The organism is Micromonospora mirobrigensis (genome assembly GCF_900091555.1).
GTDB classification, from domain to species: domain Bacteria; phylum Actinomycetota; class Actinomycetes; order Mycobacteriales; family Micromonosporaceae; genus Micromonospora; species Micromonospora mirobrigensis.
This window is the reverse complement of record NZ_FMCX01000009.1, coordinates 123,795-148,089: the sequence shown is the minus strand read 5'-3', so window position 1 is coordinate 148,089 and position 24,295 is coordinate 123,795. Positions and strand designations below refer to the sequence as shown.

General features: G+C 72.9%; 21 protein-coding genes and 1 pseudogene. 10 read left to right on the top strand and 12 right to left on the bottom strand.

The window, feature by feature from the left end; genetic code table 11:
- Nucleotides 1–3: 3 nt before the first annotated feature.
- From GA0070564_RS25310 to dnaA, 5 genes are all read right to left on the bottom strand, one after another.
- A complete protein-coding gene (locus tag GA0070564_RS25310; RefSeq protein WP_245670228.1) occupies nucleotides 4–690 on the bottom strand; it encodes a DciA family protein in 687 nt (228 codons plus the stop codon).
- Nucleotides 683–1,813 (bottom strand): DNA replication/repair protein RecF, encoded by a 1,131-nt coding sequence (gene recF / locus GA0070564_RS25305; protein WP_091614106.1) that lies wholly within the window; start codon nucleotides 1,811–1,813, stop codon nucleotides 683–685. Before recF ends, GA0070564_RS25310 begins: the two co-directional genes overlap by 8 nt.
- Nucleotides 1,814–1,829: 16 nt before the next feature.
- The gene (gene gnd / locus GA0070564_RS25300) at nucleotides 1,830–2,702 is read right to left on the bottom strand and encodes a phosphogluconate dehydrogenase (NAD(+)-dependent, decarboxylating) (protein WP_091614101.1); all 873 of its coding nucleotides are present in this window, start codon (nucleotides 2,700–2,702) and stop codon (nucleotides 1,830–1,832) included.
- A gap of 43 nt (nucleotides 2,703–2,745) precedes the next feature.
- Nucleotides 2,746–3,879 carry a DNA polymerase III subunit beta gene (gene dnaN / locus GA0070564_RS25295; protein ID WP_091614097.1) on the bottom strand — a complete coding sequence of 378 codons (1,134 nt, stop codon included), beginning with the start codon at nucleotides 3,877–3,879 and terminating at the stop codon, nucleotides 2,746–2,748.
- A gap of 790 nt (nucleotides 3,880–4,669) precedes the next feature.
- A complete protein-coding gene (dnaA, locus tag GA0070564_RS25290; RefSeq protein WP_091614092.1) occupies nucleotides 4,670–6,694 on the bottom strand; it encodes a chromosomal replication initiator protein DnaA in 2,025 nt (674 codons plus the stop codon).
- Nucleotides 6,695–7,327: 633 nt separating this feature from the next.
- Here dnaA and rpmH point away from each other — a divergent pair.
- The 9 genes and pseudogenes from rpmH to GA0070564_RS25245 form a co-directional block, all read left to right on the top strand.
- Nucleotides 7,328–7,465 (top strand): 50S ribosomal protein L34, encoded by a 138-nt coding sequence (gene rpmH / locus GA0070564_RS25285; protein ID WP_088969042.1) that lies wholly within the window; start codon nucleotides 7,328–7,330, stop codon nucleotides 7,463–7,465.
- A 36-nt stretch (nucleotides 7,466–7,501) separates the two neighbouring features.
- Entirely contained in the window at nucleotides 7,502–7,912 is a 411-nt protein-coding gene (gene rnpA, locus GA0070564_RS25280; RefSeq protein WP_091614088.1) for a ribonuclease P protein component, read from the top strand.
- Nucleotides 7,909–8,193 (top strand): membrane protein insertion efficiency factor YidD, encoded by a 285-nt coding sequence (gene yidD, locus GA0070564_RS25275; protein WP_091614085.1) that lies wholly within the window; start codon nucleotides 7,909–7,911, stop codon nucleotides 8,191–8,193. Before rnpA ends, yidD begins: the two co-directional genes overlap by 4 nt.
- Before the next feature lie 3 nt (nucleotides 8,194–8,196).
- Nucleotides 8,197–9,195 carry a membrane protein insertase YidC gene (gene yidC, locus GA0070564_RS25270; RefSeq protein WP_091614082.1) on the top strand — a complete coding sequence of 333 codons (999 nt, stop codon included), beginning with the start codon at nucleotides 8,197–8,199 and terminating at the stop codon, nucleotides 9,193–9,195.
- A gap of 219 nt (nucleotides 9,196–9,414) precedes the next feature.
- Nucleotides 9,415–9,996, top strand: a complete 582-nt coding sequence (locus GA0070564_RS25265; protein ID WP_091614079.1) for a Jag family protein — start codon at nucleotides 9,415–9,417, stop codon at nucleotides 9,994–9,996.
- Between the two features lie 181 nt (nucleotides 9,997–10,177).
- Nucleotides 10,178–10,933: a 16S rRNA (guanine(527)-N(7))-methyltransferase RsmG gene (rsmG, locus tag GA0070564_RS25260; protein ID WP_245670226.1), complete on the top strand. Its 756-nt coding sequence runs from the start codon at nucleotides 10,178–10,180 to the stop codon at nucleotides 10,931–10,933.
- 337 nt (nucleotides 10,934–11,270) lie between these two features.
- Nucleotides 11,271–12,680, top strand: a complete 1,410-nt coding sequence (locus GA0070564_RS29520; RefSeq protein WP_091614076.1) for an AAA family ATPase — start codon at nucleotides 11,271–11,273, stop codon at nucleotides 12,678–12,680.
- A 27-nt stretch (nucleotides 12,681–12,707) separates the two neighbouring features.
- Nucleotides 12,708–13,736: a ParB/RepB/Spo0J family partition protein gene (locus tag GA0070564_RS25250; RefSeq protein WP_091614073.1), complete on the top strand. Its 1,029-nt coding sequence runs from the start codon at nucleotides 12,708–12,710 to the stop codon at nucleotides 13,734–13,736.
- Between the two features lie 1,721 nt (nucleotides 13,737–15,457).
- Nucleotides 15,458–16,052, top strand: a pseudogene (locus GA0070564_RS25245) (hypothetical protein); the annotation flags it as partial.
- A gap of 178 nt (nucleotides 16,053–16,230) precedes the next feature.
- On the opposite strand, the gene GA0070564_RS25240 reads toward GA0070564_RS25245, so the two are convergent.
- Together GA0070564_RS25240 and GA0070564_RS25235 are read right to left on the bottom strand one after the other, a co-directional pair.
- Nucleotides 16,231–17,229 carry a D-alanine--D-alanine ligase family protein gene (locus GA0070564_RS25240; protein WP_091614070.1) on the bottom strand — a complete coding sequence of 333 codons (999 nt, stop codon included), beginning with the start codon at nucleotides 17,227–17,229 and terminating at the stop codon, nucleotides 16,231–16,233.
- 7 nt (nucleotides 17,230–17,236) lie between these two features.
- Complete coding sequence (locus GA0070564_RS25235) at nucleotides 17,237–18,550, bottom strand: aminotransferase-like domain-containing protein (protein WP_091614067.1); 1,314 nt, start codon at nucleotides 18,548–18,550, stop codon at nucleotides 17,237–17,239.
- 341 nt (nucleotides 18,551–18,891) lie between these two features.
- Here GA0070564_RS25235 and GA0070564_RS25230 point away from each other — a divergent pair, with 341 nt between their 5' ends.
- The gene (locus GA0070564_RS25230) at nucleotides 18,892–19,560 is read left to right on the top strand and encodes a GNAT family N-acetyltransferase (protein ID WP_091614063.1); all 669 of its coding nucleotides are present in this window, start codon (nucleotides 18,892–18,894) and stop codon (nucleotides 19,558–19,560) included.
- A 42-nt stretch (nucleotides 19,561–19,602) separates the two neighbouring features.
- On the opposite strand, the gene GA0070564_RS25225 is transcribed toward GA0070564_RS25230, so the two are convergent.
- The 5 genes from GA0070564_RS25225 to sigM form a co-directional block, all read right to left on the bottom strand.
- The gene (locus tag GA0070564_RS25225; RefSeq protein ID WP_091614060.1) at nucleotides 19,603–20,772 is read right to left on the bottom strand and encodes an N-acetylmuramoyl-L-alanine amidase; all 1,170 of its coding nucleotides are present in this window, start codon (nucleotides 20,770–20,772) and stop codon (nucleotides 19,603–19,605) included.
- Between the two features lie 244 nt (nucleotides 20,773–21,016).
- Nucleotides 21,017–21,340, bottom strand: coding sequence for a thioredoxin (trxA, locus tag GA0070564_RS25220; RefSeq protein WP_091614057.1), 324 nt, complete (start codon nucleotides 21,338–21,340; stop codon nucleotides 21,017–21,019).
- Nucleotides 21,341–21,386: 46 nt separating this feature from the next.
- Nucleotides 21,387–22,337 (bottom strand): thioredoxin-disulfide reductase, encoded by a 951-nt coding sequence (gene trxB / locus GA0070564_RS25215; protein WP_091614053.1) that lies wholly within the window; start codon nucleotides 22,335–22,337, stop codon nucleotides 21,387–21,389.
- Nucleotides 22,338–22,526: 189 nt separating this feature from the next.
- A complete protein-coding gene (locus tag GA0070564_RS25210; protein ID WP_091614048.1) occupies nucleotides 22,527–23,600 on the bottom strand; it encodes a hypothetical protein in 1,074 nt (357 codons plus the stop codon).
- Complete coding sequence (gene sigM / locus GA0070564_RS25205; RefSeq protein WP_091614043.1) at nucleotides 23,597–24,283, bottom strand: RNA polymerase sigma factor SigM; 687 nt, start codon at nucleotides 24,281–24,283, stop codon at nucleotides 23,597–23,599. The genes GA0070564_RS25210 and sigM overlap by 4 nt, the downstream gene beginning before the upstream one ends.
- Nucleotides 24,284–24,295 lie beyond the last annotated feature (12 nt).

Sequence of the window (24,295 nt, the reverse complement as noted above, 5' to 3'; positions counted from 1 at the left end):
CGGTCAGCCGTAGGTGTCGCGGGGGCCGCGACCGCGGACCCGACGCGGCCCACGCGACCAGGACGGCGCGGCCGGTCCGTGGATGTGCAGCTTGCGCACCACGTTGTGGCCGACCTCCTGGGCGATCTGCCTGAGCAGCGAACCGGCGAGCAGCCGCAGCTGGGTGGCCCACGCGGTGGACCGCGCCTCCACGGTCAGCTCGCCGTCCTCCAGCTTGACCGGCCGGCTGTGCTGGGCGACCTCCGCCCCGACGACCTTCTCCCACGCCCCGAAGACCGTCGCCTCGGCCGCCGGCTGCTGCCAGCCACGCGCCTTCATCAGCCGTTCCAGCACCACACCCAGCGGCTGCGGGTCGCGCGGGTCCGGACCGGGGCCGGAGTAGCCCCGCATCCGCCGCTCGCCACCGTCGCCGCCGACGACGCTGCGCCGCCGGGTCTTGGCGGCCGCGTCACGACGGGCCTTGGCCGCGTCCAGCACCGCCCGCGCCAGCTCCGGACCGGCCGCGCCGCCGCCCGCCGCGTCCCCGGCCGCGCCGCCGCCGGCGCCGTCGTCGCCGGAGCGCGCCGCCGCGGCGCCGTCGCGGGCACCGGCCCGACCGCGCCCGGCGCCGTCGCCGGCAGCGGAGGTACGCCTCGAAGCGTCCCGCCCCGGGCCGAGCCGGGCCGGGGGCAACAGTGGTTCGTCAGACACGTCGTACCGTCCCCTCACCGACGGCGTACCGGGTGCCGCGCAGGGCGGCCGGCACGTCGTCGTCCACCGCACAGGTCACCAGCAGCTGGCTCGCCCCGCCGACCAGGGCGGCAAGCCGCTCCCGCCGGCCCGCGTCCAGCTCCGCGAACACGTCGTCGAGGACCAGCACCGGTTCGATGCCGTCGGTCCGCAACAGGTCGTAGCCGGCCAGCCGCAGCGCCAACGCGTACGACCAGGACTCGCCGTGGCTGGCGTAGCCCTTGGCGGGCAGCGGGCCGAGGGTGAGGCTCAGGTCGTCGCGGTGCGGGCCGACCAGGGTGGTGCCCCGTTCGATCTCCGCCGACCGCTGCTCGGCCAGCGCGGCGGTCAGCGCCTCGGCGAGCGCCGCCCGGTCCACGGTCGGGTCGGGCAGCTCCACCGACGGCCGGTACGCGATCCCCGCCGCGCCCCGGCCGGCCGCCACCGCGTCGTACGCCTTCGCGACGTGCGGGGTGAGCGCGGCGACCAGCTCCAGCCGGCCGGCCAGCAGCTCGGCCCCGTGCTGGGCCAGGTGGGCGTCCCAGACGGCGAGGGTGGAGAGGTCCCCGCCCCGCGTCCCGCCGGTCTTGCGGGCCAGGTACGCGGTGCGGAGCAGGGCGTTGCGCTGCTTGACCACCCGCTCGTAGTCGGCGCGCACCCCGGCGTACCGGGGCTGGCGCAGGACCAGCAGATCGTCGAGGTAGCGGCGGCGCTCGGCGGGGTCGCCGCGGACGAGTTCCAGGTCCTCCGGGGCGAAGAGCACCAGCCGCAACGCGCCGAGCACGTCCCGGGCGCGACGGGCCGGTGACCGGCCCAGCCGGGCCCGGTTGGCCTTGCCCGGGACGATCTCCAGCTCGACCAGGAGCTCCCGGCCGTCGTGCACCACCGCGCAGCGGATCACCGCCGAGGTGGCGCCCATCCGGACCAGCGGGGCGTCCGTGGCGACCCGGTGCGAGTCCAGGGTCGCCACGTAGCCCAACGCCTCGACCAGGTTCGTCTTGCCGACGCCGTTGGCGCCGATCAGGACGTTCGGCCCCGGCTCCAGGTCGACGCCGACCTGCTCGTACGAGCGGAAGTCGACCAGTTCCAGCCGGCGGACGTACACAGGTTGTGGATACCGGTCAGCGCTTGTGGACGGCGTGCCCGCCGAACTGCTGACGCAGCGCGGCGACGGCCTTCATGGCCGGCGAGTCGTCCTGGCGGGAGGCGAACCGGGCGAAGAGCGAGGCGGTGATGACGTTCAGCGGGACGGCGAGCCGGACCGCCTCGTCGACCGTCCAGCGGCCCTCGCCGGTGTCCTCGGTGTAGCCGCTCAGCTCGGCCAGCTCCGGGTCCTCGTCCAGCGCGCGGTCGAGCAGGTCGAGCAGCCAGGAACGGACCACGGTGCCCTCGCGCCAGGACTTGAAGACGCCCGGCACGTTGGTGACGACCTCGGACTTCGACAGCAGCTCGTAGCCCTCGGCGTAGGCGTGCATCAGGCCGTACTCGATGCCGTTGTGCACCATCTTGGCGTAGTGGCCGGCGCCGACCGGGCCGGCGTGCACGAAGCCGAACTCACCGGCCGGCTTGAGCGCGTCGAAGACCGGCATCAGCCGGTCGACGTGCTCCTGGGCGCCGCCGACCATCAGGCCGTACCCGTTCTTGTTGCCCCAGACGCCGCCGGAGACCCCGACGTCCAGGTAACCGATGCCCTGCTCGCCCAGGCGCTCGGCGCGGGGGGCGTCGTCGCTGAACCGCGAGTTGCCGCCGTCGATGATGATGTCGCCCTCGCCGAGCACCCCGGCGAGCTCGTCGATGGTGGCGTCGGTGACGCCGGCGGGGACCATCACCCAGACCGCGCGGGGCGACTCCAGCTTCTCGGCGAGCTCGGCCAGGCTCGCGACGTCGCTCAGCTCCGCGTTCCGGTCGAAGCCGACCACCTCGTGCCCGGCGGCGCGCAACCGCTCGCGCATGTTGCCGCCCATGCGGCCGAGTCCTACCAGGCCGAGCTGCATCTTCTTCCTACCTCCGCTGCGTCTGGATCAAGGGGCTGCGCGATCAGCGGGAGACCCGGATCGGCATGATGAGGTAGCGGTACCCAGGGATGGCCTCGCCATCCTCGCCGGCGGGCGAAATCACCGCCGGCTTGAACGCGTCGACGAAGTTCAGCAGGGCGAACTGGGCACCCAGGTTGCTCAGGCCGTCGATCAGGTACTGCGGGTTGAAACCGATGGTCAGCGGGTCACCGGTGAAGGTGGCCTCCATCGCCTCGCTGGCCCGCGCCTCCTCGGTGCCGCCGGCCTCGACGACCAGGCCGTCGGAGCTGAAGCTCAGCAGCACCGGGGTGGTCCGCTCGGCCACCAGGGCGACCCGCTTGACCACCTCGATCAGGGTGCTGACCGCCACCTGCGCCTGGGCGTTGTGGGTGGCCGGGAAGAGCGAGCGCACCGGCGGGTAGTTGGCGCCGTCGAGCAGCCGGCTGGTGGTGCGCCGGGTGCCGCCGGCGAAGCCGATCATCCCCTCACCGGCGGAGCCCTGGGACAGCGCCAGGTTGACCTGGCCGCCCAGCGGGCCGAGGGCCTTGGCGGTGTCGTTCAGGGTCCGGGCCGGCACCAGGGCGTTGACGCTGGTCTCCGGGTCGTCCGGGTTCCACTCCATCTCGCGCAGGGCGAGCCGGTATCGGTCGGTGGCGAGCATGGCCAGGGTGCCGCCGGAGAGCTCCAGGCGTACACCGGTCATCATCGGCAGCGTCTCGTCCCGGCCGGCGGCCACGGCGACCTGGGAGACGGCGGCGGCGAAGGCGGCCGCGTCGACCGTCCCGGCGTTCTCCGGCATCTCCGGCAGGGTGGGGTAGTCCTCGACCGGCATGGTCGGCAGGGTGAACCGGGCACTGCCGCAGACCAGCTCCAGGTGGGAGCCGACCGCGGCGATGTCCACCGGCTTGGCCGGGAGCGCCTTGGTGATCTCGGCGAGCAGCCGGCCGGAGACCAGGGCCGCGCCGTCGGCGTCTCCCTGCACCTCGACGGTGACCTGGCTGGAGACCTCGTAGTCGAAGCCGGAGACCTGGAGGTTGCCGTCGGTGACCCGCAGCATCACCCCGGCGAGCACCGGTACGGACGGCCGGTTGGGCAGGCTCTTCGCGGTCCACGCCACCGCTTCGGCGAGCGCGTCGCGCTCTACTCGGAACTTCATCAATGCCTCCGCGTCGACGTCAGCGACAACTCTCTCATGCCGACCGCTGCCTGCCGTCCCGCCCGACCGTGCGGGTACCCATCGCACCTTAGGGCGCGTGGGCATCGGCTGTGCGCCCGACCCCGTGGATCCAGGTGCCCGGGCGACTGCCGACGGCAGCGTCCGGCCCGATCCACAGGAAGTCCAACGGTGATGATTGGTTTTTGTTGTTTTAGAAGAGATAACTCATCGTCTTCATCGCACCTGTGCAAACTGTGGAGAACTCGAGTCTGCGCAGGTCAGACAGGTTATCCACCGGTGGTTTGGCTGTGGAGAACCGGGGGGTAAACCCGGCTCGTGGTCCACAGGCTCCCTCGTCCACCGAGTTGTCCACGGTTGGCCACAGGTTGTCCACCGGTAATCCACCGGGTTTACCCCCAGTGCTGTGGACAACGGAACGGGCCCGTACCGACGTAATCCCCAGAACCTTCAACAGGCCGTGCACAGGCGGCGCCGAACCTGGGGACAACGTCACGGTTGTCCCCAGGCGTCCACAGCGTCGTCCCCAGGGTTTGTCCACAGTCTGTGGGTAACCGGCGGCGAACGTTCGGTAGTTATCCACCGGCGGTGGAAAACCGGGTGTGGACAACGAGACGGGACGAGAACGGACACGGGACCGAGCCTGTGACCTACACCCTGTGGAGAGTCAAGTCACGGCCGTCCTCCGGCGGCCTTTCTCTCGTGCGTACGCGAAGACGCCCGGCCGGAGAACGGCCGGGCGTCACGGGTGGAGCGAGGGTACGGGTGGACCTCAGGTGTTCTGCTTGATCCGGTTGGTCAGCTCGGCGATCTGGTTGTAGAGCGAGCGCCGCTCGGCCATCTGCTGGCGGATCTTGCGGTCGGCGTGCATCACCGTGGTGTGGTCCCGGCCGCCGAACGCCTGCCCGATCCGGGGCAGCGACAGGTCGGTCAGCTCCCGGCACAGGTACATGGCCACCTGGCGGGCGTTCACCAGCACCCGGGAGCGGGAGTGCCCGCGCAGGTCCTCAAGGCTCACCCCGAAGTACTCCGAGGTCGAGACCATGATCTGGTCGGCGGTGATCTCCGGGCCGGCGCCGTCCGGGATGAAGTCCCGCAGCACCTCCTCGGCCAGCGACAGCTCCACCGTCGAGCGGGTGAGGCTGGCGAAGGCGGTGACCCGGATCAGCGCGCCCTCCAGCTCCCGGATCGAGTTCGACACCCGGGAGGCGATGAACTCCAGCACGTCCGGGGGCGCGTACAGCCGCTCCTGGGCCGCCTTCTTCTGGAGGATCGCGATCCGCGTCTCCAGGTCCGGCGGCTGGATGTCGGCCAGCAGGCCCCACTCGAAGCGGGTCCGCAGCCGGTCCTCCAGCGTCGCCAGCTGCTTCGGCGACCGGTCGGAGGTGATCACGATCTGCTTGTTCGCGTTGTGCAGGGTGTTGAAGGTGTGGAAGAACTCCTCCTGCGTCCGCTCCCGGTTCTCCAGGAACTGGATGTCGTCGATCAGGAGGATGTCCACGTCCCGGTAGCGCCGCTGGAACGCGCTGGTCTTGTCGTCCCGCAGCGAGTTGATGAAGTCGTTGGTGAACTCCTCGGTCGAGACGTACCGGACCGAGCGGGCGTTGCCCAGCGTCGTGGCGTAGTGCCCGATGGCGTGCAGCAGGTGGGTCTTGCCCAGCCCGGAGCTGCCGTAGATGAACAGCGGGTTGTACGCCTTCGCCGGGGACTCGGCCACCGCCACGCTCGCCGCGTGGGCGAACCGGTTCGACGAGCCGATGACGAACGTCTCGAACATGTACTTCGGGTTGAGCCGGTTGCCGCCGCCGTCCGCGCCGGGCCGCCGGTCGTCCCGACCGCCGGGACGGTGATCCGCACCACCCCGGCCCGGGCCGCTGTCGGTCCCACCCGAGTGTCCGCTCGGGGGCTGCGGGTCGCGCGGTGCGCGGGCCTCCTCCCGGTAGCGGGGCTCGAAGCCACGGCCGTCGGACTGCTCACCGCGCGCCCGGTCGTCGAAGCCACGCCGGGGCGGGCCGGAGCGGGCCGGCGCGGCGGTCGGCTCGTCGAACGTGCCGAAGAGGGTCTCCTGGGCGTCCCGGCTGGCCGGGATCAGCGGTCGCCGACCCTCGCCGCCCTGGCGGCCGGTGTCCCGCCGCGTGCCCTGGTGCTCCTGCTCCGGCCGCCGGTCGAGCCGCTCCGGCTCGGGGCGCTGCTCGGAACGACCGGGATCGGTGGTCTCCTCGCCGGACCCGCCCCGGCCGGCCGGCTCGGCGGGACCGGTGGTCCCGGGGCGGCCCGCCGCGGGCTGGTCGTAGCTCGGCGCGCGGTCGTAGCCGGGGGGCTGGTCGTAACCGGGCGTCTGGTCGTAGCCGGGGGCCTGGTCGTAACCGGTGGAGTGGTCGTAGCCGTGGTCCGGGTAGTCGGGCGCCGGGTAGCCGGCCGGGCGGCCGACCGCCGCACCGGAACCGTCCGGGCGCAGCTCGGCCGCCGGCTCGTAGCCGGGGGCGGGCTCGGGGGCGCTGCGGTACACGGTGCCGGCGGGCCGGGCCGCCGGATCCTCGGGGACCCGCACGGTGACCGCGACCTGGATCGGCCGGCCCAGCCGGCGGGTGAGCGCCTCGGTGATGGCCGGCCGCAGCCGGGACTCGATCACGTCCCGGGTGAACGCGTCCGGGACGGAGAGCAGGGCGGTGTCCTCGACGATCGCACGCAGCCGGGTGAGGCGCAGGTACGCCCGCTGCTGGGCGGAGATGATCTCGTCGGCGAGCTCATCCGTGGTCGCCGTCCACACCGCGGCAAGGTCGGTCGAACCGGCCACCGTCGTGCCACCCCCCTCGCCTCTGCTCCCGGTCGCCGCTGTTAGCCAGCTGGCCGTACCGGGCCCGCCATCGCGTCGAGCGGGGGTGTGAGCACCCACCCGGACGGCTGACCGGTCGTCATCCACAAGTTATCCACAGCCTGTGTGTACCGACCGATTGTGGCCGCCCGCCGGACGCGGGTCGGACCTGCCCCCCAGGTCTGGGCGGGGGCTGAAGCGGGTTCACCGTGCCGAACGATTCACGACCTTGTCCGGTCTTGCCGCTCGGCGACACTTCCGCACCGCCGCCGACCGCAAACGCGCACGCTAACAGCGCGGGTGGCACGGCATCAACCGGCGACGCACCGCCGCCCCTTGCGGCATCAGCGAAAACCGCCCCTTCGGTCGCGGCTGTCCGGTGCCCGGCGGTGTGATGTTTGACGGTCATTGCCCCCCTGCGTAGGCTGGAGCGGCTGCTCTCTCGCCCTCTGCTAGGGTGATGGGTGCTTGCTGTCCGCGGTGGCTCCCCCGCATCGCCGAGGTCCCGCTCCCCCGGGCAGCACCGATCGGAGGCCACCCGCCGAGGTGGCCTGGACCACCACACGACCCCGGCGATCCCGCGCCTGGGACGCGTACGAAAACGGAGAGCCTGACGTGAGCAAGCGCACCTTCCAGCCGAACAACCGCCGGCGCGCGAAGACCCACGGCTTCCGGCTGCGCATGCGCACCCGTGCCGGCCGCGCCATCCTGTCGACCCGTCGCGCCAAGGGCCGCACCCGCCTGTCGGCCTGACGCCGAACAGGTCCGGTACCGGGGGCGTGGTCAGTCGTGCTGGCAGCCGCACAGCGACTGCGGCGCAGTAACGACTTCGCCGCAGCGGTCCGCGGTGGCCGACGCGCCGGGCGAGGCGCCGTCGTGGTCCACCTGACCCTGCCCGCCGAGCCGGACGGCGACGCAGCACTCTCGCCGGAGCCGGCGCGGGTCGCGGAGGAGAACTCCGCACCGACCCGCGCCGGCTTCGTCGTGTCCAAGGCCGTCGGGTCGGCGGTGGTCCGCAACAAGGTCCGCCGTCGACTGCGGCACCTGGTCCGCGAGCGGCTGACCGGGCTGCCCGCCGGCACCACCCTGGTCGTACGCGCCCAGCCCTCGGCGGCCGACACGTCGTACGCCCGGCTCGGCACCGATCTCGACGCGGCGATCGCCGCCGCGCGGGCCTCCCGGGGACGGCGGTCGCGATGACCCGCGGACCCGATTCCACACCGCCGACCGCCGGTGCCCGGGTGCTGATCGCGCCCATCGTCGCGTACCGTCGGTGGATAAGCCCGGCGCTGCCGGCCCGCTGTCGGTTCTACCCGTCGTGCAGTGCGTACGCCCTGGAGGCGGTGACCCGGCACGGCGCGCTCCGGGGAGCCGGCCTGACGGTCCGGCGGTTGTCGCGCTGCCACCCTTTCCACCCCGGTGGACATGACCCGGTGCCGGAGCCGGGCGGCCGCCGCCGTGCCGATGCGACTGGAGTCTGAGAATTGAGTCTCGACTGGATCTACTACGCGATCTCGTGGATCCTGCTGACCTGGCACTCGGCCTGGGACGCCATCGGGGTGCCGGTCGGCGCGGTGCTCGGTACCAACTGGGCCTGGATCCTCTCCATCGTCTTCCTGGTGGTCACGGTCCGGGTGATCCTCTTCCCGGTCTTCGTGAAGCAGATCAAGTCGCAGCGGGCCATGCAGGCGCTCCAGCCCAAGGTCAAGGAGCTCCAGGAGAAGCACAAGGGTGACCGGGAGACGCTCCAGAAGGAGATGATGGAGCTCTACCGGAAGGAAAAGGCCAACCCGCTCATGGGCTGCCTTCCGATGTTCCTCCAGATCCCGGTCTTCCTCGGCCTCTTCCACGTGCTGCGCCGCCTCGACCCGGGCAAGAGCGAGAACAACAAGACGCTCTACGGCTGGGCGGTCGAGCAGTTCAACAGCGCCTCCAGCGCGAAGCTCTTCACCGCCCCGATCGCCGGCAAGTTCGGCTCCACCGCCGACGAGCTTGCCGCGCTGAACGCCAACGGCACCACCGTCAAGGTGATCGCCGGCATTCTGGTCCTGGTCATGATGGGCACCACCTACCTGACCAGCCGTCAGATGATCCTCAAGACCGGTTGGGCCGAGGACCCGCAGCAGCGGATGGTGCAGCGGTTGATGCTCTACGGCATCCCGCTCTCGCTCCTGGTCTCCGGCTCGATCTTCCCGATCGGCGTGATCATCTACTGGGTCACCAACAACCTCTTCACCCTCGGCCAGCAGCAGTGGGTGCTGCGGAAGTTCCCGCCGCTGGTGACCGCCAACACCAAGGCGACCGCCACCAAGGCCGGCGCCCGTGGCCCGGTGCAGCCGGCGAAGGCCGGTGGTGGCCTGTTCGGCCGCAAACCCGCCGCCCAAGTGCCGGCGGAGCCGGTCGCGCCGAAGGTCGCCGGCCCGAAGCCGGGCGCCCGCCCGGTCAACCCGAAGAAGAGCCGCCCGGCCAAGCGCCAGGGCTGAGGACTGCGGCCGCCGCCGGGGCAACCCGGCGGCGGCCGGTTCCGTCGACCGAGCCGCCGCGCACCAGCGCAGGCGCCGGAGGCGGAACCCACCGCGCGTGGCGCGGTCGCGGGCGAGACTGCCCGTACCAGACGTGCCCGTGGGCACCGGCGACCTCCCGCCGGCCCCGGGAAACCAGCGGACCCGACGGTCCGGCCGAGCGAGTACGGAGATGAGACCGTGACCGACACCAGCATTCCCAGCGCCGAGCCCGAGCTGGACGACGAGACCGCGACCGCCGAGGGGCGGGACGAGGTCGAGGAGACCGAGGGCGGCACCCGGGAGAAGAAGGCCCCGGCCGAGAGCGAGCTGTTCCGGCAGAGCGAGATCGCGGCCGACTACGTCGAGGGGCTGCTCGACATCCTCGACTACGACGGCGACATCGACGAGCTGGTCTCCGGCGGCCGCCCGATGGTCGAGGTCGTCGGCGACGGCCTCCAGAACCTGGTCGGCCAGCGCGGCGCCACCCTCGAGGCGCTCCAGGAACTGGCCCGGCTCGCCGTGTTCCGTCAGACCGGCACCCCCAGCCGGCTCCTGCTCGACGTGGGCGGCTACCGCGCCAACCGTCGCAAGGAACTCGCCGCGGTCGCCAAGAACGCCGTCGAGAAGGTCAAGGAGTACGGCGAGCCGGTGCGGCTGGAGCCGATGTCCGCGTTCGAGCGCAAGTGCGTGCACGACGTCGTCAACGCGATGAGCGGCGTGCAGAGCGAGTCGGAGGGCGTCGAGCCCAGCCGGCGCATCGTCGTACGGCCGGCGGACTGACCGGGTGACCCACGAGAACCTGACCGGCCCGGGTGGTACGCCGCCCGGGCCGTCCGCTGTCCCGTCCTCGGCGGCCGTCCCGCCCCCCTCTGCTGTCCCGGCCTCGTCCACCTCGGAGGAGGTTGCCGGCCCGCCGTCGGACCTCTCCGCGCCGCCGTCGGACGTTGTCGACGGACCGGAGGTGGCTGACGTTCCGGCACCGTCGGAGGTGGTGCTCCCCGCCGAGCTGGCGGACGCCGCCCGTACCCTCTTCGGCGACCGGCTCGACCTGGCTGCCGCGTACGCGGAGCTGCTGGCCACCGACGGGGTGGTCCGCGGCCTGATCGGTCCGCGCGAGGCACCCCGGATGTGGGACCGGCACCTGCTGAACTGCGCCGCGATGGCCGAGCGGATCCCCGAGGGCGCCACCGTCCTCGACGTCGGCTCCGGCGCCGGGCTGCCCGGCCTGGTGCTGGCCATCGCCCGGCCCGACCTCACGGTCACCCTGATCGAGCCGCTCGCCCGCCGGACCTCCTTCCTCGTCGAGGCGGTGCAGCAACTCGGACTGGCCCGTTCGGTCCGTGTCTTCCGGGGCCGCGCCGACGAGGCCGCCTCCGGTTCCACCGGCGTCGGCCCGTTCAGCGGCGACGTGGTGACCGCCCGCGCGGTGGCCCCGCTGGACCGGCTCGCCGGCTGGTGCCTCCCGCTCGCCGTCCGTGGTGGCCGGCTGATCGCCCTCAAGGGCGCCTCGGCACAGGAGGAGATCGACCAGCACGCCGACGCGGTGGCCCGGGCCGGCGGTGGCGGGCCGACGGTGCACCGGTGCGGCGTCGGAGTCATCGACCCGCCCGCCACGGTGGTGGAGATCGTCCGGGAGCGGATGGTGGTCCCGCCGGCGGTGAAGGCGGCGACCCGACGGGCCCGGCCCGCGCGGCGCGGCGGTGGCCGCGGCCGGTGAGTAGTGGGCGGGGGCGGGATGCGATCCCGCCCCCGCTGCTCCTCCCGGACCGTTGATGCGGGGTGGCGCCGGAGGTCGCTCGGCGCGCTCCCGTTCCGCTTCCTCAGCCGCCGGCTTCCGGGCCGGCTTTCCGTCGTTGGATACGTAACGGGATGAGCACCCGACATGGACCGGCTGCGCCCGTCCGCCGTAGGCTGGCGCGCGTCGATAGTGTGGAGCGGACGGTGCCTGAGGGCTGTGGTCCCGGCCGCTCCCGGTGGGCCGACCGCTCCACGGAGTGGGCGCGCGGCGAGTTGACGAGGTGCGGACCGACATCCGGAGCGGGCAGGGATGACAGGTGCATGACGACGGCAGGTACGACGAACCACGGGTGACCGGGCCGGACGGAGCCTCCACAACAGACTCCGTTTCACGTGAAACCGACCACCCGGGTGATCCGGTTGCTTCCGCGTCGGACTGCGCCCCGGTCGTTCGGCGGGACGTTCCGATCGTCGGTGGAGCGGCTTCCCCTACGGGCGACACCGACCAGAGGGCTACGGCCATCTCCGGCCAGGGACCTACGGCCGTCACCGGTCAGGGGCCGACGGGCAGCGGGACTGGTGCTGAGCCCGCGGAGCAGGCCGGTGGCCGGGGTGAGGCGCCCCTCCGGCCGGTGAACGCTCCCGAGGTGCGCCCGGTCCAGCCGCGCCGTAACGCGGCAGCCTCGGCCCGATTCGAGCCCGCCACGGCCACCGTGGTCGTGCCGGCGCAGCCAACCGTCGGATCCGTACCCGACGCGACCGTTGTGGGGAACGCTCCCGCCGCCGTCGCCCCGTACGCTCAACCGGACGATCCCGCATACGTTTCACGTGAAACCCCGACCCGCGAAGAGGATGACCCACCGTTGGCTATGGAGGCGAGGCGTGCCGTGCAGGTCCTGAATCCGAGTGGCGAGGTGACCATGCCTCGGCCGGAGCGGACGCGGATCATGTGCGTCGCGAACCAGAAGGGCGGGGTGGGTAAGACCACCACCGCGGTCAACCTGGCGGTGGCGCTCGCCCTGCACGGCAACCGGGTGCTGGTGATCGACCTCGACCCGCAGGGCAACGCCTCCACGGGCCTGGACGTGCCGCACCACACCGGCATCCCGGACGTCTACGACTGCCTGATCAACAGCGTGCCGCTCGCCGAGGTGGCCCAGACGGTGGAGGGCATCCCCAACCTCTGGTGCGTACCGGCCACCATCGACCTGGCCGGCGCGGAGATCGAGCTGGTCTCGGTGGTGGCCCGGGAGTCCCGGCTCGCCCGGGCGATCGCGGCCTACCCGGGCACCTTCGACTACGTCTTCATCGACTGCCCGCCGTCGCTCGGCCTGCTGACCGTCAACGCGTTGGTCGCCGCGCAGGAGGTGCTGATCCCCATTCAGTGCGAGTACTACGCGCTGGAGGGCCTCAACCAGCTGATCAACAACATCAACCTGGTCCGGCAGCACCTCAACCCGGCGCTGGAGGTCTCCACGATCCTGCTGACCATGTACGACCGGCGTACCCGGCTGGCCGACGCCGTCGAGCAGGACGTGCGGAACCACTTCGGGGACAAGGTGCTCCAGGCGGTGATCCCCCGCAACGTCCGAGTCTCCGAGGCGCCCAGCTACGGCCAGTCGGTGATGACCTACGATCCTGGATCCCGGGGTGCCACCAGCTACTTCGAGGCCGCTCAGGAGATCGCCGAGCGTGGTGCCAAGGAGCCGGTGAGCCGGCATGCGTAGTACGGACGAGCCGCTGGGAGGCGTCGCATGAAGAACCGGCCCCGTGGTGGCCTCGGCAAGGGGTTGGGTGCGCTCATTCCGACCGGCCCCGCCCCGACCTCCGTCGCCACCGACGACGCGCCTCGGGCCGACGCGGCGATCCCCACCACCGCAGCCGCCGCCCCGGACGTCGAACCCGACTGGTCCGACGAACCGGTCCCGGCCGCGCAGCCCGGGCCCGCACTGAGCCCGGTCCCCGGCGCCCGCTTCGCCGAGATCCCGGTCGACGCGATCGTGCCGAACCCGAAGCAGCCCCGGCACGTCTTCGACGAAGAGGCCCTGGAGGAGCTGAAGACCTCCATCCAGGAGGTCGGCTTCCTCCAGCCCATCGTCGTACGCCAGCTCGACAGCGAGAAGTACGAGCTGGTCATGGGTGAGCGGCGCTGGCGGGCCGCCCAGGCGGTGGGGCGGGAGAACATCCCCGCCATCGTCCGGGACACCAAGGACGACGCCATGCTGCGGGACGCCCTGCTGGAGAACATCCACCGAGCGAACCTCAACCCGCTGGAAGAGGCCGCCGCCTATCAGCAGCTCCTCGACGAGTTCGGCGCCACCCACGAGGAACTGGCCCGTCGGATCGGCCGGAGCCGTCCCCAGATCTCCAACACCATCCGCCTGCTGAACCTGCCGCCGCAGGTGCAGCGGCGGGTGGCCGCGGGCATCCTCTCGGCCGGCCACGCCCGGGCGCTGCTCAGCCTCGACGAGCCCGAGGCGCAGGAGCAGTTGGCGCTCCGGATCGTGGCCGAAGGGCTCTCGGTGCGGGCGACCGAGGAAGTGGTGGCCCTCGCCCTCGCCGACGGCCCCGCCAAGACGCCGGCGGCCAAGCGCCGACCGAAGGCGCACGCCCCGGCGCTGACCGATCTGGCGGACCGGCTCTCGGACCGCTTCGACACCCGCGTGAAGGTGGACATCGGCCGGAGCAAGGGCAAGATCACCATCGAGTTCGCGACCGTGGACGACTTGGAGCGGATCGTGAGCATCATCGGCATGGAAAAGGGCGAGCAGCCCGAGGACTGAAGCAGAACGCCGGCACCGGCCGCACCCGAGCAATCGGATGCGGCCAGTGCCGTTCTCGGACGCCGTCGGTGGACCGGCCCGGGCGCTCCGGGCGGCTGCCCGGGTACGGCGGTCGTTCGGTTGGCTCGCCATCCGCACCGTTCCCCTGGTGCCGGCTACCCGTGCTGGCCCGTGCCGCTGGTCCCGTGTTTCACGTGAAACGAGGGCCGGGGCGGCGAAAGCGTTCGGCTTTCCGGGGACCAAGGCGGGCATGAGCGTCCGTCCAGGTGTGGCCCGTTCGGCGGCCATGAACTGTGGGTCTGGGAAGGGGCGGGCGGGGCGCCGCCCGGTACGCCGAGGCCACGCCCCGCGCGCGACGGTGCCGGGCCGTGGCGCGGGACTCTTCTCGTTGAGGTACAGCCCTCCGGGCCGATGGCTGAGCTTTGCCAGCTGCATCGCCCTCCGGCCGGTTCGTGGCTGGTGCCCGTGGTTCGTGGCCCGTGCCCGATGTATGTGGCCCCGCCCTTGGCCGCGCCTGTGGTCCGTGAGCCGAGCCCTCGGCCCGCGCTACCCGTGGCGCGCCGGCCGTGCGCCAGCGTGGCGGTGCGGCCGTGCGCCGGCGTGGCGGTGCGGCCGTGGGCCGGGGGCCGCCTGCGGCTTCCTGGCGGCTCGCGGGCGCGAGAGCGACTCGGTGCCCGCTACGGCTGGCCGATGATCCGCAGCGGTTTCACGTGAAACGGTGCCCCGGCGCGGTGCACAGCCGGTCCCGGCCAGAGGCGTGGGTCGACATCCCGAGCGCTCGCGAGAAAATTGATCAGGAGGCCGGCGGGCGAAGAGGTCCCTCCACCTTCGTGGGCTGCCTTGCTGGTCGCATGAACACGGAGACCTTGTGTACGGCGACCATGGAGGACCGGATGGCGTCAGCCGGAGTTGGTCGTCGAAGTGGCCCTGCAGGAACCTGTGATGGACGTAGCGGGAATGGCGGTCTAGCTCGGTGAGCCCCGGTCCGGCCCGGTCCCGCTCCACGCAGGGCCGGGTGTCCTGCCACGAGACATCGAGCCCGGCCGCCGCGTTTCACGTGAAACCGGCGGTTGCCCCCTGAGGCAGAACTCGAACCACCGACGGACACCGACCCGGCCCACAGCTCCGAGCCGAGCGGTTCACCGGCCGCCGCGCCAGCCGGAAACGGGGCAAGCGAACCGCTGCCGTACGGCTTGCCACACATCCGATCAACCACCGGGCCGGCTCGACGACCACCTCGCGGGTCCGATGCCCCCGGTCGAAGCGACCCGTCTCGGCCCACGCAGCCGTCGTCGACGGCCCGCGAAGCGGCACCGACGGCGTCCCACCGCGACGACCTCCGGCTGGCCGACCGAAGCGCCGGTCGGCACACAGGGGCCGGCACCGGCCACCGATTGGTGGCTCACTCGTTAGCAGGGAGGGACACATCCGCGCCGGTCCGCAAGGCCCGCACGGGGTGTCCCGGCCGCACCGGTGAAGCACGGGCGCCGTCTCGTCCACAAGCCGTGGAGAGCCACCCCACACCCCTTCATCCACAGGCTGGAACCCCGTTTTACGCGGGGTTTCACGTGAAACAGCGGTGCCTGTGGAAAACCCCTGTGGATAACTTTGAGCGGAAACAGCGGGCCCGACGTCCCCGTTTCCGGGTGCCCGCAGCGATCCGGCACGTCGGCAGATTTCTGGTGGGGACAGCGGTCGCCGGCTCGGTTAGGGTCACCCTCGTGCCCGACACCCCTGCCGAAGTTCCGGACTTCACCCAGTGGCCCTCGTTCCCCTTCGAAGGCGACATCCGCGTCAAGCAGCTCGACGAGCCGGTCGAGGCCGAGCCGCCCCGCAAGGGCGAGGGGCACCGCGAGTGCACCGCCTGCAACGCGCCGGACGAGGCGTACATCTGGGTGGGTGAGCGTTGGCGGGTCCGCGCGATGGACCGGCCGACCGGCCTGCCGATGGTGCTGATCCTGGAGTCGCGGTCGCACCTGGACCTCGGGGACCTGCCGAACCTGCTGGCCGCCGAGCTCGGCGTCATGACGGTACGCCTGGAGCGCGCCATCCGGTCCCTCGACGGGGTGGCCCGGGTGCACGTCAACCGCTGGGGCGACGGCTCCGCGCACCTGCACATGTGGTTCCTGGCCCGGCCGTACGGGCAGCTCCAGCTCCGGGGCACCTTCCTTCCGCTCTGGGACTCGATCCTGCCGGCCATTCCCGAGTCGCAGTGGCGGGAGAACCTCGCCATGGTGGCGGCCTGGCTGGCCGAGTTCGGTGGCCGTCCGTTGGCCGAACCACCGCGTATCCAGTGGCAGGCACCGTCGAGCTTCTCCGGCTCCGGGGCGGCTCCGGCCGATGTCATGGACGACGAGCCCACATCGGTCATCGAGGCCGCCGACGAGACCGACGAGGCCGGCCCCGACCCGGTCGAGGAAACTCCGGCCGGTGAAGAGCCGGAGCGGAAGGTGGGGGGCGTGGACGCCGGGGCTGTGGACTGACCCGCGGCGGTCTACCGGCGGCGGGCGGCGGCCCGGGTCACCAGGGCTCCCAGCACCTTGCCGAAGTCCAGGCTTCCGGCCTGGACGGCGAGCGGCAGGAGCGAGGTCTCCGTCATGCCGGGTGACACGTTGACCTCCAGCACGTGCGGCCGGCCGTCCGTGTCGACGATCAGGTCGACCCGGGAGAGGTCCCGCAGCCCGAGCGCCCGGTGGGCGGCGAGCGCGACCTCGGCCACCGCGGCGGCCACCTGCGGCTCCAGCCGCGCCGGGGCGTGCCAGGTGGTACGGCCGGCGGTGTAGCGGGCCGCGTAGTCGTACACGCCATTGCGGGGGACGATCTCCACGGCGGGCAGGGCCTGCGGCCCGTCGCCCAGGTCCAGCACCGACACGGCCACGTCCATGCCGGGCACGTACCGCTCCACCAACGCAGTCGAGTCGTACGCGAAACAGCCGACCATCGCGGCGGGCAGCGCGGCGACGTCCCGGACCACGGCGGCGCCGAGTCCCGAACCACCCTGGGCCGGCTTCACCATCAGCGGCAGCCCCAGCCGGTCGACGATCCGGTCCAGTACCGCGACCGCGCCCAGCTCGGAGAAGCGGTCGTGCGGCAACGCCACCCAGTCGGGGGTGGGGATGCCGGCCTCGCGGAGCACCGCCTTGGCGGACGGCTTGTCCCAGGCGAGCCGGGAGGCGCGGGCGTCGCAGCCGACGTAGGGCACGTCGCAGAGGTCGAGGACGCCGCGCAGCGAGCCGTCCTCACCGGTGGCCCCGTGCAGGGCGATCACCACGGCGTCCGGCGGGTCGGCGGCCAGCGCGGGCAGCAGGGCGACGTCGGCGTCGCGCAGCTCGGCCTCCACGCCGGCGCCGCGCAGCGCGTCGAGGACCCGGCGTCCGGAGCGCAGGGACACGTCCCGTTCGTAGGAGAGCCCACCGGCGAGCACCAGGACGCGCAGGTCGGTCGTGCTCGCGGGGTCGGTCACCGGCGACGGCGAAGCGGAGGTGGCAGCCATGCCGGAATCATGCCAAGTCGGGTCCGGGAGTGTCCGCGCCGGGACGGCCGCGCCGTACTCCGGGACGGTCCACCTGGCCGAAGACCCGGCGCATGGCGATGTCCTGCTCCATCACGCCGGCCAGCCGACGGACCCCCTCCCGGATCCGCTCCGGCGACGGGAAGGAGAAGTTCAGACGGATGTTGCCGCTGCCCGAGCCGTCGGCGTAGAAGCCGGTGCCCGGCACGTACGCGACCCGGGCGGCGATGGCCCGGGGCATCATCGCCTTGGCGTCCAGGCCGTCGGGCAGGGTGGCCCAGACGAAGAGGCCGCCGCCGGGTCTGGTCCACGTCGTCCCGGCCGGCATCATGTCGTCCAGCGCGTCGAGCATGGCGTCCCGGCGCTCCCGGTAGACCTCACGGTAGGTCTTGAGCTGCTCCCGCCAGGGCATGGTGGCGAGGTATGTGGTGACGGCCGCCTGGGCGTACGCGCTGGGGCAGAGGATCTGCGCCTCGCTGGCGATGACCAGCTTGTCGCGGACGGCGTGCGGGGCGAGGATCCAGCCGACCCGCAGGCCGGGGGCGAAGGTCTTGGAGAAGGTGCTCAGATAGAACACCCCCTCGCGGCGGCGGGCCCGCAGCGGCCGGGGGGCCTCGGTCTCGAAGCCGAGCTGACCGTACGGGTCGTCCTCCACCACGAGCAGCCCGGCGCGCTCGCAGATGTCCAGCACCCGCTCCCGGCGCTCCTCGCTCAGCGTGACGCCGGCGGGGTTCTGGTAGGTGGGGATGGTGTAGAGGAACTTGACCCGCCGGCCGGCGCGGGCCAGGTCGGCGATGGCCACCTCCAGCGCCTCCGGGATCAGCCCCTGGTCGTCCATCGGCACGTGCGCCACCTGTGCCTGGGCGGCCTGGAACACCCCGAGCGCGCCGACGTAGGTCGGCCCCTCGGCGAGCACCACGTCGCCCGGGTCGAGGAAGAGCCGGGCCACCAGGTCGAGCGCCTGCTGGCCGCCGACGGTGACCACCACGTCGTCCGGCGAGGCGCCGCAGGACGCGTCGATGCCGGAGAGCGCCATCACCTCGCAGATCCGCTCGCGCAGCTCCAGGGTGCCCTGGCCGATGCCGTACTGGAGGGTGGTGGCGCCGTGCTCGGCGCCGAGCCGGCCGAGCATCTCGCCGACCGCGTCCAGCGGCAGCGCGGCGATGTAGGGGGCGCCACCGGCGAGCGAGACGACCTCCGGCCGGCTGGCCACGGCGAAGAGCGCCCGGATCTCCGAGGCGGTCATCCCGCGGACCCGCCGGGCGTACCGGTCGGTGTAGTCGTCGAGCGTCGTGCCGGTCATGACATCACCTCGATCGCGTGTCGGGTGGCTCCCCACCCGGGGGTGGTACCCGGGGCGCCGGCGACCATGGCGGCGCGGGCGCCGGTCTGTCGATCCTAGTCGCGCCGGCCGGCCATCAGCCCGGTGACGTGGTGGTCGTCCACATCCCGGACGACTGCTCCGGGTCGCGGCGCGGCGCCAGACGCGCCGAACCGGAGTGGTCGGCCCCGTTCCGGTGGGCGTTCGCGCGTCCCCTCCCGTACGGTCGGGTGACGGCGTACGATCGCTCGTCGGGGGCAGGAAGGCGACGGCGGTCGTACCGCGGTGGTCTTCACCTCCGAGCCTATTGTGGGGATGCGCCAATGTCGCGACGTCTGGTCAGCCTGACCCTCGACACGCTGGAGGACCTGCCTCGTCCGTGCCGGCGCTGCGTCTTCTGGGAGCTTGATCCGGTTTCCGCGGAGCGGGCCTGCGCGGCCGGTGACCCGGGGCTGGAGAAGGAGGCCTGGGTCTCCCAGACGCTGCTGGAGTGGGGTTCCTGCGGCAAGCTGGCGTACGTCGACGGCATGCCCGCCGGTTTCGTCATGTACGCCCCACCGGCCTACGTCCCCCGCTCGATGGCGTTCCCCACCTCACCGGTCTCCGCCGACGCGGCACTGCTGATGACGGCGCACGTGGTCCCCGCGTTCGCCGGCGGTGGGCTGGGCCGGATGCTGGTCCAGGGCGTCGCCCGGGATCTCACCAAGCGCGGCATCAAGGCGATCGAGGCGTTCGGCGACGCGAAGTTCGGCGACGCGGACGACCTGGTGAGCGGCGGCTGTGTCGCCCCGGCCGACTTCTTCCTGTCGGTGGGCTTCAAGACGGTCCGCCCGCACCCCCGACACCCCCGGTTGCGGCTGGAGCTGCGTACCGCGCTGTCCTGGAAGTCCGACGTCGAGTACGCGCTGGAGAAGCTGCTCGGCTCGATGAGCCCGGAGAGCCTGCTCCGCCCGGTACGCCCGGCCCCGGCCACCCGCTCCACCACCGGCTGACCGGGCCCCGCTCAGGTGCCCGGCGGGCACCCAGCGGGCGAGTCAGTCGACCACCGTGCCGGCGGTGACCACCGCGCGCAGCTCACTCACGTCGATCGAGCCGGTCGGCACGTCCCGCTCGTCCGGCAGGTACATCCGCTGCACGGCGGCGACGATCGCCTCGGCCACCCGGTCCCGGAACCGGGGGTCGACCAGGCGGGCCCGGTCGGCGGGCGAGGTCAGGTAGCCGACCTCGACGCGGACCGCGGGCATCCGGGTCAGCCGCAGCAGGTCCCAGGTCTTGGCGTGGGTACGGCAGTCCCGCAGCCCGGTGCGGGCGACGATCTCCCGCTGCACCAGGCCGGCGAGCCGCTCACCGGTGGCCGAGGTGACCCCGTTGTCGGTCGTCCCGTAGTGGTAGGTGGCCACCCCCTCGGCGGCCGGGTTGGCGTGCCCGTCGGTGTGCAGCGAGATGAACACGTCGGCGCCGAGCGAGTTGGCCAGCTCCGCCCGGTCGGCGTCCGGCAGGCAGGTCGGGGGCGCCGGTCCGCGGGTGAGCTGCACGCGTACCCCGGAGGCCGCCAGCCGCCCCTCCAGCCGGCTGGCCAGGTCGTGCATCAGGTCGGCCTCGGTCCAGCGCAGCGGCCCGTCGGGGACCACCTGGCCGGGGTCGGTGCCGCCGTGGCCCGGGTCGATCACCACGGTCCGGCCGACCAGGGTGGGACCGGACTGCCGGATGGCGTCGGACTCGCGCAGCCACTGCGGCCGGCCGCCGACCACCTTGCGGCCGAGCCGGCGCAGCGCCCCCATCGTGTACGGCCCGCACGAACCGTCCGGTTTCAGCCCCACCTCCCGCTGGAACTGGGCCACCGCCCGGGAGGTTCGGACGCCGTAGACGGCGTCGGCGCGGCCCACGTCGTACCCCATCTCCAGCAGTCGCTCCTGGAGTGACCGGACGTCCTCGCCGGTGAGCGGCTCGGGCACCGCGTGGAAGAGGGTGCGGGCGCCGAGCCGCCAGCGGGCCTGGTCGAGCGCCCGCCAGGTCTCCGCGCCGACCCGCCCGTCGACGCTGAGGCCGCGCGACTGCTGGAAGGCGCGCACGGCCCGTTCGATGGCCGGGTCGAACTCGTCGCAGTCCCCGCCGGTGGCCGGGGCGAGCAGGTCGAGGCCGGTCAGCACGGTACGGATCTCCGTCACGGCCGGTCCACGGTCACCGGGTCGGATGGGACGCACGCTCGACCCCCTCTGCTGCGCGGGTGCCGGCCGGGCCCGCGGGTCGCGGGCCGGACGCCGACGCCGATGGCGCTCCGCCGCCCGGACGCCTCCGGGGGCGGGCCGTCGCTCGGTCGCCCCGGGTTGAGGCTAAGCGCTGCCGGGCACCGAGGGTGCCGGGTCGGCGCAGGTCAGGCGGGAAAAAGCCGGAACCCCGCACCCTTGTCGGGTGCGGGGTTCCGGAAGCGGTACGGGTCGGGTCGGGTCAGAGCGCCGACTCGATCAGCCGGACCAACTCGCCCTTGGGCTTGGCGCCGGCGATGGACTGCACCGGCTCGCCGTTCTTGAACACGGTGAGGGTCGGCACGGACATCACCCGGTACGCCCGGGCGGTCTCCGGGTTCTCGTCGATGTTGAGCTTGACGATGGTGACCTGGTCACCCATCTCGCCGGCGATCTCCTCCAGCAGCGGCGACACCTTGCGGCACGGGCCGCACCACTCCGCCCAGAAGTCCACCAGGACCGGCTTGTCGGACTTCAGCACGTCGGCGGTGAAGCTCGCGTCGGTGACGACCTTTGTTGCTCCCACTATGACCCTCCTCCTCAGGCTTGCGTTTTCTGTTGTTTTCGCCTGCTCAGCTCAGCGTGGCGATGAAGCGTTCGGCGTCCAGGGCGGCGGCGCAGCCGGTGCCGGCCGCGGTGATCGCCTGCCGGTAGGTGTGGTCGACCACGTCACCGGCGGCGAACACGCCGGGGATGCTGGTCCGGGTGCTCGGCGCCTGCACCTTCACGTACCCTTCGTCGTCCAGCTCGACCTGGTCGCGGAAGAGCTCGCTGCGCGGGTCGTGGCCGATCGCCACGAAGACGCCGGTGACGTCGAGGACCTTGGACTCCCCGGTGTGCACGTTGCGCACCCGGACGCCGGTGACCTTGCCGTCGTCGCCGAGGACCTCCTCGACGGTGCTGTTCCACTCGACCTTGATCTTGTCGTTGCCCAGCGCCCGCTCGGCCATGATCTTGCTGGCCCGGAACGAGTCGCGCCGGTGGATGATGGTGACCGACTCGGCGAAGCGGGTCAGGAAGCTCGCCTCCTCCATCGCGGAGTCACCGCCGCCGACCACCACGATGTGCTGGTTGCGGAAGAAGAAGCCGTCACAGGTGGCACAGGACGACACACCGTGGCCCAGGTATTCCTGCTCGCCGGGCACGCCCAGCGGTCGCCACGCCGAGCCGGTGGAGAGGATGACCGCCTTCGCCCTGTACGCGGTCTGACCCACCCACACGGTGCTCACGTCGTCCGAGCCGACCATGCCGGTGTCCTTGAGCTCGACCCGGGTCACGTCGTCGGTGAGGAACTCGGCGCCGAACCGCTCGGCCTGCTTGCGCATGTTGTCCATCAGCTCGGGGCCGAGGATGCCGTCGGCGAAGCCGGGGAAGTTCTCCACCTCGGTGGTGGTCATCAGGGCACCGCCGGACTGCACGCCCTCGATGACGAGCGGCTTCAGGTTGGCGCGCGCGGCATAGACCGCCGCCGTGTAACCGGCCGGCCCGGAGCCGATGATGATCAGGTTGCGGACCTCGTCCACTGCCGTCTCCCGATGTGTGTGGTCGCCATCCGTTCCGGCTGACGTACGCCGGGACGATGCCGGTTCGAGTGCCGGCGCCCGAGGGCCCCGGCGACTGACTTGCAGAACGTCATCGTACGAAGCGGGGATTCCCGAGCCGGCTGTCCGGTGGGTCACGTCACGTGCGAAAGCGGACGTCCGGTCGCGTCCTCACCCTACCCGGGAGCGGTACCGGGTGTCCGCGCCGGAACCGGGTACGCCGCACTCCGGACCACTGACCCAGGCCCATCGGGCACCGGCCGCGTCGACGAAGTCCACGACCAGCGCCGGCGTCCCCTGGAAGGCCGCGTAGTCGACCACGTCGACGGTCAGCGGGCCGGCGCCGTGCTCGGCGGTGATCTCGTCCAGGCAGGTGTCGAGCGCCACCGGGTCGGCGAGCCGGTCCAGCGTGCCGGGGCCCGCCAGCCGGCCGTGGTCGTCGCTGGAATCGGGCTGGCCGCCGGGCTGCTTGGCCGCCGGCCGCTTGCCGGCGGGCGGCCCGTCCACGAGGGGCCCGCCGCCGGACAGCGCCGCCGGGGTCCAGTCGGTGCCGCTGTGCGTGGTGCGGCGGCCCGCCGCGCCGAACGGGCTGGCCAGGGCGGTCCGCTCCTGGCCCGGGGCCGATGCGCCGCTGTCCGCGCCGCCCTCGGTGCGGACCAGCTGGTTGACGCCGAGGCCGACGCCGACCATGGCGGCCGCGGCGAGCGCCACCGGACCGGCGAGCCGGGCCCAGCGCCGACGTCGCCGTCCGGGTCCGCTGCCCCCCGCCGGCCGGGACCGGTCGCGGCCGGCCCGCTCCGGGTGCCCGCCGCGCTCGCCGGCCGGCCGGCCGACCGGCTCGTCGGGGCGTGGGCCGTGCGGGTCGTCGATGGGGTGGGTGCGGTCCGACTGGGCCTGGTCCGGGTCACCCGCCGGGTCGTCGGCCGCCGGGAGCCGGGTCTGCGGTCCGGGCTGGCGCGGAAAACCGGCCGCCGCGACCGGGGCCGGTCCGGCGCCGACCAGCGCGGCGGCGATCCGTTCCGCCACCGCCAGCGGCATCTCCGGGGCGGGGCCGGCGGCCCACCGGGCCAGGTCGTCGTGCACCTGCGGCAGGGCGGTGACCAGCCGGGCGTACGCCGCCGACCAGGTCGGGTCCTCGTCGACCAGGCGCGCGACGGTCGCCTGCTCGGGCGTACCCTCCAGCGCCCCCCCGACGTAGTCGGCGAGCAGGTCGTGGTCGACCTGGCTGAGGTCCCCGGACGTCACGTCTCCTCCTCGACGGTGCCGTGCCGGGACCGTCCCGACCCCGATCGGACGTCCTGCGGGGGCCGGCGGTTCCCGGCGGTGGCCTCGGGTACGCCGGAAGCCGGGGCGACCTCGTCGGAGCCGGTACGCAGATGACCCAGGAGCGTCGCGAGCCGGGCCCGGCCGCGGGCGCAGCGGCTCTTCACCGTGCCCTCGGCCACGCCGAGGATCCGGGCCACCTCGGCGACCGGGTAGCCCTGCACGTCGACCAGGACCAGCGCCGCCCGCTGCTCCACGGGGAGCGCCGCGAGCGCCTGCCGGACCACCAGCGCGGTGTCGTGGTCCCGGACCGGGGCGGCCGGCTCCACCCCCGTCGGCCGGCCGTCTGCGTCGGTACGGCTGCCGTCGGGCAGCGGGACGGTCGGATGCGCCTGCCGGCGACGGATCCGGTCCAGACAGGCGTTCACCACGATCCGGTGCAGCCAGGTGGTGACCGCCGAGTCGCCGCGGAAGCGGGCCGCGGCCCGGTGCGCGGAGAGCAGGGCGTCCTGCAACGCGTCGGCGGCCTCCTCGCGGTCGCCGAGGGTACGCAGGGCGACCGCCCAGAGCCGGTCGCGGTGCCGGTGGAAGAGCTCGGTGAAGGCGTCCCGGTCACCGGCCACGTGGGCGCGGATCAGGTCGAGGTCGCTCGCGTCCGTCACCACGACCCACCGGTG

Coding starts and splice junctions, on each gene's coding strand:
- gnd (WP_091614101.1), bottom strand. CDS start 2,702: ATGCAGCTCGGCCTGGTAGGACTCGGCCGCATGGGCGGCAACATGCGC.
- dnaN (WP_091614097.1), bottom strand. CDS start 3,879: ATGAAGTTCCGAGTAGAGCGCGACGCGCTCGCCGAAGCGGTGGCGTGG.
- GA0070564_RS25235 (WP_091614067.1), bottom strand. CDS start 18,550: ATGACCGGCACGACGCTCGACGACTACACCGACCGGTACGCCCGGCGG.
- GA0070564_RS25250 (WP_091614073.1), top strand. CDS start 12,708: ATGAAGAACCGGCCCCGTGGTGGCCTCGGCAAGGGGTTGGGTGCGCTC.
- GA0070564_RS25230 (WP_091614063.1), top strand. CDS start 18,892: ATGTCGCGACGTCTGGTCAGCCTGACCCTCGACACGCTGGAGGACCTG.
- yidD (WP_091614085.1), top strand. CDS start 7,909: ATGACCCGCGGACCCGATTCCACACCGCCGACCGCCGGTGCCCGGGTG.
- GA0070564_RS25240 (WP_091614070.1), bottom strand. CDS start 17,229: ATGGCTGCCACCTCCGCTTCGCCGTCGCCGGTGACCGACCCCGCGAGC.